8 protein-coding genes and 2 pseudogenes are annotated in these 9,964 nt (G+C 37.1%); 3 read left to right on the top strand and 7 right to left on the bottom strand.

The genetic code is table 11. The features are described from left to right. The 7 genes and pseudogenes from FC19_RS12030 to FC19_RS09960 form a co-directional block, all read right to left on the bottom strand. A pseudogene (locus tag FC19_RS12030) lies at positions 1 to 437 on the bottom strand (N-acetylmuramoyl-L-alanine amidase family protein); the annotation flags it as partial. 252 nt (positions 438 to 689) lie between these two features. After that, positions 690 to 1,106, bottom strand: a pseudogene (locus FC19_RS12025) (GH25 family lysozyme); the annotation flags it as partial. Between the two features lie 1,050 nt (positions 1,107 to 2,156). Further along, positions 2,157 to 2,906, bottom strand: a complete 750-nt coding sequence (locus FC19_RS09980; RefSeq protein ID WP_057876802.1) for a CpsD/CapB family tyrosine-protein kinase — start codon at positions 2,904 to 2,906, stop codon at positions 2,157 to 2,159. Positions 2,907 to 3,346: 440 nt separating this feature from the next. Continuing rightward, entirely contained in the window at positions 3,347 to 3,820 is a 474-nt protein-coding gene (locus tag FC19_RS09975) for a YbaK/EbsC family protein (RefSeq protein ID WP_057876801.1), read from the bottom strand. A 532-nt stretch (positions 3,821 to 4,352) separates the two neighbouring features. Beyond that, on the bottom strand, positions 4,353 to 4,934 hold the full coding sequence (locus FC19_RS09970; RefSeq protein WP_057876800.1) for an LOG family protein: 582 nt from the start codon (positions 4,932 to 4,934) through the stop codon (positions 4,353 to 4,355). Positions 4,935 to 5,267: 333 nt separating this feature from the next. After that, the gene (locus FC19_RS09965) at positions 5,268 to 6,809 is read right to left on the bottom strand and encodes an FAD-dependent oxidoreductase (protein WP_235809373.1); all 1,542 of its coding nucleotides are present in this window, start codon (positions 6,807 to 6,809) and stop codon (positions 5,268 to 5,270) included. Positions 6,810 to 7,234: 425 nt separating this feature from the next. Beyond that, complete coding sequence (locus FC19_RS09960; RefSeq protein WP_057876799.1) at positions 7,235 to 8,182, bottom strand: GH25 family lysozyme; 948 nt, start codon at positions 8,180 to 8,182, stop codon at positions 7,235 to 7,237. 319 nt (positions 8,183 to 8,501) lie between these two features. Here FC19_RS09960 and FC19_RS09955 point away from each other — a divergent pair, with 319 nt between their 5' ends. The 3 genes from FC19_RS09955 to FC19_RS11600 all read left to right on the top strand — a co-directional run. Next, complete coding sequence (locus tag FC19_RS09955) at positions 8,502 to 9,047, top strand: NADPH-dependent FMN reductase (protein WP_057876798.1); 546 nt, start codon at positions 8,502 to 8,504, stop codon at positions 9,045 to 9,047. Between the two features lie 271 nt (positions 9,048 to 9,318). After that, complete coding sequence (locus tag FC19_RS09950; protein WP_057876797.1) at positions 9,319 to 9,564, top strand: hypothetical protein; 246 nt, start codon at positions 9,319 to 9,321, stop codon at positions 9,562 to 9,564. Positions 9,565 to 9,712: 148 nt separating this feature from the next. After that, positions 9,713 to 9,964, top strand: a 252-nt coding sequence (locus tag FC19_RS11600; RefSeq protein WP_057876796.1) for a KxYKxGKxW signal peptide domain-containing protein, incomplete at its 3' end; no start/stop codon positions are given.

Here is a 9,964-nt window from a genome sequence, read left to right as displayed (position 1 = left end):
TCAAATAGGTACCACTTGCCATTGATCTGTTGCTGACCATACTGCATCTGTCCACTAGTATTGTAGTATGCTGTCTTTTTCTGATTACTGATATATTGAAATCCAGTCTTCATTGCCCCGCTGTTTTGATCAAACAGGTACCACTTCCCACTGATTTGTTGCTGACCATACTGCATCTGTCCACTGGTATTGTAGTATGCTGTCTTTTTCTGATTACTGATATATTGAAATCCAGTCTTCATTGCCCCGCTGTTTTGATCAAACAGGTACCACTTCCCACTGATTTGTTGCTGACCGTACTGCATCTGTCCACTGGTATTGTAATAAACAGTTTTTTTCTGATCATCAATATACTGAAATCCTGTTTGCATCACACCATTTGCATTGAACAAATACCATTTACCGTCAATTTTTTGTTGACCAGTTTTAACTTGTCCATTGCTTGTCAATACAGTTTTAGTTGTCGAACTTGTATTTGTGTTTGTACTTGTATTTGTGTTTGTACTTGTGTTAGTACTCGGGACAACTGCCCCCACAGAAGTCTGACCTGTTGAAACAAAACTAGCACTACCTGCACTATCTTCTAGAAACCCGTTATAACCAATTGTTAAATCAAGCGCACCATTATAGCCATCTAATGTACCATTGGAACTAAACTGCCAAGCTCCATAACTGGTATTCAAAAGCTTACTAGATGAAGGATGGTATGGGTACTGTGCTATCCAAGTTCTTGCTTTTCCAACTGTCGCAACAATGTCATCTAAATATTCATACCCAAGATTAGTATAAACACCATGTTTAGTGTAACCAGCTGTGTTCAAAACTGACCAGAAATCATTCAAGTATGTACCGATTCCCGAAATCTTTGTTACTTTATCCTCAACATCTGCAAAGACCAGTATATTTTTTGCAACATTGTTAAGTGTGAGAACTGAGTTGAGATAAGAAGCTTCATTCTGAGCGCTCGCAGAATCAGTGAAGGTTACATAGTGATAAACATCGACGTTTAGTCCAGCCTCATCAGCATACTTGATCTGATTTATTGCATAATTATTTGTGTGATATGTGCCTTCAGTTAATTTAACAATTACTGTCTTAACACCCATGTTCTTTAACGCTTTGAAATTATCAAGTGTCATACTGCCTTGATAAGAAGAAACATCTATGGCAGTAACAGTTGGTCGCGTCGAGTCACCAATACTGACTTTATCAATCTCAGTCGTTGCATCTTTGACAGTTTTGGCAACAATTTTACCTTGGCTTTTTTCAGAGGACACCGCCGCGCTTGCCACGGACGAGGTAGAGCTTGACGAAGATGTCTCCGTCGTTGAAGGTTTAGAAGTCGTAGCTGAAGTATTCTTCACAGACTCACTTGTCTGCTCCGCACTTGTTGTAGACTGGGAACTTGCAGTGCTTCCCTCATTATTTTTTTCACCGCTTATTGAAGAACTATCAGCTGAGTTTGCAGTTGTCGCAGTTATCGCAGTTATCGCAGCTTTCGCTGATTCTTGCGAACCTGTACTGGATGACGAAGAATCAGACTTAGTGGATGTAACAGCTGCTGAGGAAGTTTCGGAAACAGCTGTTTTTTTACTTTCTTGCTGTTCAGAGTCAGAACTCGATTCTGTTGATCCCGTTGGATTTGATATAGACTCCGTATCATTAGTCCTATCGGTAGATAGGTTTGAAGAAGATGCACTGGCTACAGTAATACTACTTGTTGCGGCCGATGCCGTCGTAATGTTATCTGCTGCTACTTTTTGCTCTGAAATAACAAGCAAGGCACTAGCAACTAGAAAACCCGCCGTAAAAGAATGTAATAAACCATGTTGCTGGTTTTTTAAAATTGGATCAACTTTTTGCTCAATGACATGAGAAGTTTTTCTAAAAAACAATTTTGACATGTATGTAATCAGCTCCAATAAATTATTGCTTGTAATTTTTTTATAAAAAACATAACTTTATTTTAACATAAGTTTGTTTTGCTTGACTTATTTCTTTTGATTAAAGCTAAAAAAATGTCTATAGTTACCATGCTTCTAGTATTAACCGAAGACCCAAATAAAGTTCTACGCAAAAAAAGAGATACCGTCAAAGTTAAAGTAAGAAACCTTAACTATTGACGATATCCCACATAGAAATTCAAACTTGAAGCTTTATTTTTTATCTTTTTCTGTATCTTTTCCATAATAATCATAGTAACCGTAATATCCTTTTCCACCTTCAGAAGTAACATCATTTAAAACAGAGCCCAAAATATGCCCATTCACGTGTTTTAACAAATCGACTGCGCGACGAACAGCCTCTTTTTCAGCAAAATTTTCTTTTACAACCAGTATCGTCCCATCAACTTTAGTTGAAAGGATCTGTGCATCGGTCACCGATAAGACAGGCGGTGCATCAAAAATAACCAGTTCCAGCTGTTCAGACATGGACTTGATCAATCCATCCATTCTGCGTGAATTAATTAGTTCTGAAGGATTCGGTGGCACTGGACCGCTTGGCATGACAAAAAGATTAGTCACTGATGTTTCATAAATCGCATTGTTAATATCGAATTTATGATCCGTCAAATAATTGGTCAGTCCCATTGGATTTGCAATACTGAAAGTTGCATTAATAGTTGGTCGACGCATGTCAGCATCAACTAATAACGTCTTCAATCCTTGATCTGCAAAAGTTACCGCAAGATTAGCCGCAACCGTCGACTTTCCCTCCGATGCCAAGGCAGACGTCAACATTAAAGTGCGATATTTCTTGTCAGCGTTAGAAAATTGAATGTTTGTTCTTAAAGTCTTAAACTGCTCAGAGATTACAGAACTAGGTGCGGCGGCAGTAATCATATGCACACCGTTTTCCATCGTATCGTTTGAAAGTTCTTTATTCTTTTTGTTGAAAATCCGCATCATCATCGCCTGCTTTCATAATGTGACAAACATCGACTATAAAACTTACGTTTTCAATTGGGGTCTTTCAACATTTAGCTAAATTGAGATTAAATTTGCCCTTACTATAGTAACTATAATAGCATATTCCTAAACTGATTAAAATAATAAACTTTAATTTATTTCACTCTACTAGTGATAAAAAATATCAGCAAACAAAAAAACCTCCCCATTCAATTATTAGGAAGATAGGATGAATTGGGGAGGTGGACGTGAACACCGGATAATTAATTCTTTGTGGAGAAATAATGTTTTAAGTAAGTTCACATCTTTTTCTAATATAATATTCCTACATCACTACGATTTCAACAAAAATACAGCTTTTACTTTCTTTACAAAGATGTACGCGATTACTTATTGGGAAATATAATTTCAGTACAGATCATGACTGATTAGAGCATTCAAAAAAAACGGTCTCCACCTTCAACTAGTTTAGGAGAATGCTCAATGTAACGTAAAAAAATCAGTAAATCTGAGGAAGAGATTATAAGCATGCTGTGGTCAGATTGCAACTCAATCCCCACCAATTCATATTCCATAACGCGACTATCTACAAGCGGCTTAACCTGTTTCTGGCGGTCCTCAATCAAAACAAATGGCGTCAAAGCAGTAACCTTCCCCCCCAAAAGCTGGCCTGCCTGTTTTTCTTCACAAACCATCCACTTTTGATCCGACTTAGTGCTGTTTCTTTCTAAATTATCTTGAGTCGAGATTTGCATAAAATATTTTCCATCTGGTTTACTGTAAATCAGTTTGCTTTTCAGCAGAGGCCAAGAATCATCCATCATCTTATCCTTTTGGATGTGCTGCTCTGCATAACTCATGTCAATTTTCTTCAAGATCGTAAATGTTTTTTGATCTATTCTGCTTCTCATCAACAACAGCTCCTTCTAAAGAATCCCAGCCGGTTAACAATAATTCCATTTCGCCTTTATCTTAGCATTTCGCGAGCGGTATGGATACCATGGTGTTTTGTCACTAGCTCAAATGTTATTTCTTCGTTTCTTATAAGTTCATATGACTTTCATATTTTCGCTATGAAAATACCGTGTTCTATTTTTATTATGAATTTTAGTGCTGGACTAATCGTAGGGAAGAGCTGTGGCTAGAATCAAACTTTGATCCAGTCTCCTTGTTAATTCCATATAGACGTGTTTCATAAGCCAAAAATCTCCATTTAAACTGTGAATTATTCAATAACAAAAAGAAACGCCATGAGTAATCTCACATTAGTGCTCAAATTTTTACCAACTTGTGGAGTTAATCATGCAATTACTTAACATTGCTTACACCTAAAAGCAATACGCCTGATTATTTTTTTGCATCTCTTAAAAGCGCTGATAATTAAGGCTTTTTAGCGAATAATCAAACTTCTTAGCAATTTTTTATACAAAATGACATAATCTATCAAAGACCACTAGCGTTCGGATAGGTGCGGATCTTAGGTGGGACATAACTTGTCATAAAACTGAAAATATCATCTAATGAATCAGAAAAAAGCAATTTTTCCCGATCAGCCACTGTCAGAAATTCTTTATTTGTCATTTCATCAAACATTGTTTTCAAAGAAGCATAATATCCATTGACGTTATAAAAAGTACATGGATTGGGATTATCTCCCAATCTAGCCCATGAGAAAGCTTCGATAATCTCCTCAAGTGTCCCAGGCCCTCCAGGCAGAGCGATGCAACCATCTGAAATTGCCAACATTGTCTGCTTCCTAACCGACATATTTGCGACCACTTTCAAATCAGTTAATTTGTCAAAGGCTGCCCCACGCTCAACTAATTCCTGAGGCATCACACCATGAACTTTGCCACCAGCTGAGAGTACCTGATTAGCCAATATACCCATCAAACCAATGCCACCACCACCGTAAACTAACTCAAAATCATGCTTAACTAGATAATTTCCAAGTTTAACTGCAGCTTTTTGATAAACTGCATCATTTCCTGCGGAAGCGCCGCAGTAAACAGCTATTTTTTTCATACTCTTCCATTCCTATCGTAATAATAGTCAAAAGTGACTCTTTCAATATTTTATCATCATTGGCAATAGGTTTGAATCAAAAAAAATAAAAATTATATTGGGCTTAGTTTTGAAAACGTATATGAATAAAACAGCTGATTTATTTAGACTCAGATAATCCATCACTTCCATTGATTGAATATAGGTCGTCAATCGCTTCCTAACAAAATAAGAACAAAAACGTTAGTCATGAAATGCAATAACTTAAGAAAACTAATCCAATCAACCACACGTAATAAAATCAAAAAAAACTGCCACAAAACACTCAAAGGCAGTTTTTCAAATTCTATTCGACTACTTGTTACTTGCGGCTTGCTTGCCTGCTAAACGACCAAAAGTTTGTGCATGACTAGCAGCAGTTCCTGGAACACGATCAGGATAGCTTCCACAGAAGAAACCACCGCTGTCATTTCCAGCAGCATACAAATGTTTGATTGGCTCGTACCCCTCATCAAGAACTTCCATGCGCTTGTTAATTCGCAAACCATCAAAAGTACATAATAGGCGTCCTCCCAATGTACATCCATAGTAAGGAGCCTGATCAATTGGAGTTAAACGGTAGGCTTCCTTACCAAAGTCTTCATCAACACCTTTTTTGGCTAATTCATTATTTCGTTTGATCGTTTTTTTAAGGTTTTCAACTGGTAATTGCATTTTTTCGGCAAGTTCTTCAATCGTTTCTGCTTTAACGACCAATCCTTTATCAACATACTGTTCTGTATCTTCAACAAGCTTCTCAGCACTCGCCATGTAACCCGGAAAACCAACACGGGCACAACCAAGAGTGTGAAATTGCGCAGCGTACTCTCCAAAATTACCATCCCAGATCATTGCATATAAGTATCCAGGCTGCTTACTTGCTGCATTCACAATAAACTCATAAGGAGTAGACTCATTTGCAAACCTCTCGCCCCGCAGATTAACTTTCAGCAATGGATGACTTCCCAACCACAGCCAATCAGTATATCTATCAGTTTGGACATACATGTCTTCCGTCTTTGTTCCTACTGGAGCAAGCCCACGATCAAATACACAAACCGCAGGCAGCTCATCCTTGATTGCCCCCAAGCTCATTGCTGAGGTTATTCCAATACCATCATTACGTGGACTATCATTAAAAATATTCTTCTTAAGAGCCAGTGGGTTCCACTTAGAAAGTAATTCTTTATTTGCAGAGTAACCACCTGTGCAGAGAATCACTCCTTTTGACGCATTGATCCTAAGATACTCATTTCTTTTAAGATCTTTTGCAATGACTCCCGTTACGACTCCATGACTCTTAATTAATTCAATAAGACTAGTCTCAAATGCCAGGTTAACACCCAATTCTTCAACCTTTTTTTGAAACCATTTACCATAAGAGGCAAATGTCTTGTCATCAATCGTAGCGTCATTTTGTGTAGGAAATGCTTTATAAATTGGATTAGAAACTTTTGCATCTGGTTCCGAACGTAGATGAGCTCCATTGGGTTTTAGAACGTTATCTTCTAGCCAATTAACCGCCTCGGCACTGTTATCTACCCATTGATACAACAAACTTTCATCGACATTATGTTGTGCAAAACCTGCTAAGTACTCAACTAAATCATACTTGTTGATCTCTACACCTGCACGTTTTTGAGCATTAGTGTTAATTCCACCGATCGTCAATCGCATAAGATTTATTGTCTTTTCTTTTTCGATTACTACTGTTTTTGCACCTTTCTCGGCAGCCGCGGCCGCGGCCATCAGTCCTGCATTCCCCGCACCGATAACTAAAACCTCAGTTTCAATAGTTTTTCGAATATCGTAAGAATCGAAATGGCTAGATTCTGACTTTTTCATTTTATCTTCCAAATAAAAGTGCCTCCTTTAATTTCAATTATTTTCAAGTGAATCATTGAGCAATCTAATATACAAAAAAAGTCCAGCAAGATAAAGTTTAAGGTTCTTTCCGTTTACTTTGTCTTATTCGATTTAATTAACTTCTGTCGTTAACAACTTTCAAACTTCGTTAGAACCATTAACAACTCTGTCAATTATCTCGCTGGACTGCTGATAAATAAGGGATAGTCAAACTCTAACCTCTTTTCTAACTGCTCTTAACAGCTTTTTTTGCTTGCTTCTCACGTAAACGTGATGTCAAGCTTTCGATTATAGCGTTTGCTATAACCCCTTACACTTCGTATTATACATTATCCAGCAAATAATGCAAGCGCTTTACTCAAAAAATAAATGATTCAAATTTAAAAAAATTTTCTATATTAGCTTTAAAACTCACTTTAACCTGATACCTCAGAAAATACTGTTTTACCGAATACACCCCAGTAATTGGTCCTGTGTCCTTCATGTTCTTCCCCACTTACCAAATAGCCGAATTTATTATTTGAACGCGGCTGACGCAGCCAGATATAGCCATCATGAAAAGAATAAGCATCATAATCAATCACTGAATTAGCAGGCAAAAGCGTGATGATGCCGCTTGTTATTTTTGCCCCCCATCGAAGCCTGATCGCGGTATGCGTCGTGAATCTGCCATGTTGGTAAAACCACTTGTCACCTAAAACATCTATAAAATTATCGAGGCCTTTATTCGTTACAACTTTATTTTTAACTGTAAGTGGAAGCTTTGTATAAAAACCATTAAAATCATAATTCATATCAAGTTTGACTCCATCAACATCAAAAACATTTGTATATTGCCATAATCCGACATTTGCTACTCCAGGGGCAGGTACTCCATAATTGGCAACCCATAGATTCTTAGCAATCAGCTGTCTAACATCGAGTCTTCCGTTCCAAAACCAGCTTGCCATTGAATAAACATCAACTCGTGGATAACCGGCTGACTTAACACGTTGTAAAAATGTATTGGCATCCGCTGTAGCTGGATCATTATTCCGCTTATCCTCAATATCGAGTGCCAGAACTGAGTTTGAAGTAATTCCTAATTTGCGGACATGCTTGATAAACCAATCCGCCTCGTCTTTTGCATCTTGTTGGCCACGAAATTTGGCGTAATGGTACACATGTACTAGCAATCCTGCTTCAAGTGCGTGTTTGACCTGCATTGCAGCTTTAGGATTTACATAAGCACTTCCTGTCGCACTGCCCTCTGTCAATTTGATAATCACTGCACGAACTTTTTTAACACGTAAACTTCGAAAAAAAGCCAGCGTGTCTGGTTGATAACTTGCTATGTCAGCTACTAATTCACAATACTTTGGCATTCAAACCCCTCCTTTTGTTATGCTCTCAAAACCTTCAATTTTAGTAACGTTAAAATTTTGCAAATTGTCAAAACAAGTTAAAAAGTCACATTCTATTACATTCCTTGACGCAGTTGCTTGCAGTCCTCTGAAAATTTTATTGACCCAAAAAGTATAATACGCAGCTCAGTGCAAAATTTTCGTTAAATCTTTCAGCTATATGTTATGCTTGGTTTGTGAAAAATTAGTACTACAGATATATCTTGAGACAAATAACTTGGCAATATAAGCTTTGATGATATACTTACTAATTGTAAGTTAAAAGGAAGGAATGATTTATATGACAAAATATGGTGTTATTGTAGGGTCAACTCGTAAGAATTCTTATTCGAAAGGTGTTGCTGATGCTATTGTTGCCGGACTACCAGAAGATTCTGAGGTAACTTATTTAGATATCGCTTCTCTGCCTTTGTATAACCAAGATTATGATGCTGACTCTCCAGCAGAGTATACTAAATTCCGGAATGAGGTCGCTGCACAAGATGCAATTATCTTTGTTACGCCTGAACACAATCGTAGTATTTCGGCAGCTCTTAAGAACGCATTAGATGTTGCTTCACGTCCTTGGGGTGAAAGCGTTTGGGCGGGAAAACCGGCTCTTGTTGCATCTCAATCAATTTCTGGTATTTCAGGAGTGCTGGCACACCATACATTGCGCAAATCGCTGGTTTTTCTAGATATGCCAACTATGCAACAACCCGAACTTTACATTGGTAATACTGACAAGCTTTCCGATGCGGAAGGACACATCACCAATGAAGGAACCAAAAATTTCTTAGCCGATTCCGGAAAAAAATTCAGTGAATTCACAAAAAAATTCATCTAAATTGAAAATAATTTAAAGCTAGATTCAGTTTGAAGAGAGTGATTAAATTCGCCTCTTTAAACTGTTTTTTTTATTTAAATTTAAGTTATACAACTATTTAAGTGTCATTTCTGATTCACATTATAATTAAAAAACGAATGATAATCTTCATTTACAGTTCTAACAGTTTAACTTAATTGATCTTTTTACTTTCAACTTTCAACTACTTACCTTAGAATAGATTCAAGAGTGTCAAATTCTATTGAATTGTATGAAAGAAAGGAGGCAATTAATGGCCAGTTACGAGCTTGTTGCGAGCGTCCAGTATTTTGATCTTTTTTCTGATGCTGACGAACACCAAATTTTAATAAAAGACACCCGAACTCATGAGCAGCGAGAGTATCGATTAAGTCCAGTGGATTTTATCGCCTTTTTAAGTGAAATTGACTTATATAATAATTCTCATCAAAACACAGAAAAATTCGTGCACCATATTGAAGAACAATACTTAAATATTGGAAATCGAATTGTCAGGTAAATGGTCTTATTCATAATTTTTTTTGTTAACGTTACATTAGGCTTACATTTGTTATTTGCAAAACTATCGAATTTGTAGCTATGCTATTATAAGTTTGGAAGGTTTTAATCATTAGGGGACATCATATATATAGGAGGTTATGTTTTTTATGCATAAAAAAAGCGAAGAAAAATTGCATTACAAGATGTACAAAGCTGGAAAGTACTGGTTGTTTAGTACTATTGCGGTCTCGTCATTCGCTGCAGGCATACAATTAAGACCAGCAGCTCAAATACTGGCGAGTCAAACTCAAAAGTCTTCAGAGAACCAAGCCAGTGTTAAGAATGATTCGTCATCTCAGGAGACTACATTTTCATCAAATACAGCAAGTTCTTCTACTAGTTCATCGGATTCTGTTAGT

This window comes from Liquorilactobacillus aquaticus DSM 21051 (assembly GCF_001436755.1).
Taxonomy (GTDB): domain Bacteria; phylum Bacillota; class Bacilli; order Lactobacillales; family Lactobacillaceae; genus Liquorilactobacillus; species Liquorilactobacillus aquaticus.
The sequence above is the reverse complement of the archived record's forward strand: the minus strand, read 5'-3'. Positions and strand labels throughout refer to the sequence as shown.

Bases quoted from the DNA above. Each gene is read 5' to 3' on its own strand.
- FC19_RS09980 (WP_057876802.1), bottom strand. From the start codon at position 2,906: ATGCGGATTTTCAACAAAAAGAATAAAGAACTTTCAAACGATACGATG.
- FC19_RS09975 (WP_057876801.1), bottom strand. From the start codon at position 3,820: ATGAGAAGCAGAATAGATCAAAAAACATTTACGATCTTGAAGAAAATT.
- FC19_RS09970 (WP_057876800.1), bottom strand. From the start codon at position 4,934: ATGAAAAAAATAGCTGTTTACTGCGGCGCTTCCGCAGGAAATGATGCA.
- FC19_RS09960 (WP_057876799.1), bottom strand. From the start codon at position 8,182: ATGCCAAAGTATTGTGAATTAGTAGCTGACATAGCAAGTTATCAACCA.
- FC19_RS09955 (WP_057876798.1), top strand. From the start codon at position 8,502: ATGACAAAATATGGTGTTATTGTAGGGTCAACTCGTAAGAATTCTTAT.
- FC19_RS09950 (WP_057876797.1), top strand. From the start codon at position 9,319: ATGGCCAGTTACGAGCTTGTTGCGAGCGTCCAGTATTTTGATCTTTTT.